This window comes from Lyngbya sp. CCY1209 (assembly GCF_055795065.1).
The window spans coordinates 1-317 of the sequence record NZ_JAYFER010000340.1 but is presented as its reverse complement, the minus strand read 5'-3'; the positions used below and the strand labels follow the sequence as shown (position 1 = coordinate 317).

The following is a 317-nucleotide window of genomic DNA, read 5'->3' as shown; positions in this document are numbered from 1 at the left end:
GAACCTAAATTCGAGGGGACAAGCTATGGGTTTCGACCCGGACGCTCAACCCTTGACGCAATTGGCAGAATATTTATCAGTATCAACAAAATGGGATACTACATCCTCGATGCCGACATCGCCAAATGCTTTGACCAAATTGACCATGATTACCTGCTATCCAAACTTCACTGTCCAACGACCATTAGGCGCAATATCAGACAATGGTTAAAAGCCGGGGTTATGGACAATGGCGTATTCGACGACACAAAAGCCGGGACACCTCAAGGAGGGGTAATAAGTCCACTCCTCGCCAACATCGCACTGGATGGAATGGT

1 protein-coding gene is annotated in these 317 nt (G+C 47.6%); it reads left to right on the top strand.

Annotation, left to right across the window (positions count from 1 at the left end; genetic code table 11):
• Window positions 1-317: reverse transcriptase domain-containing protein (locus AC0QHF_RS09730; protein ID WP_324704009.1), on the top strand; the 317-nt coding region annotated here is incomplete at both ends.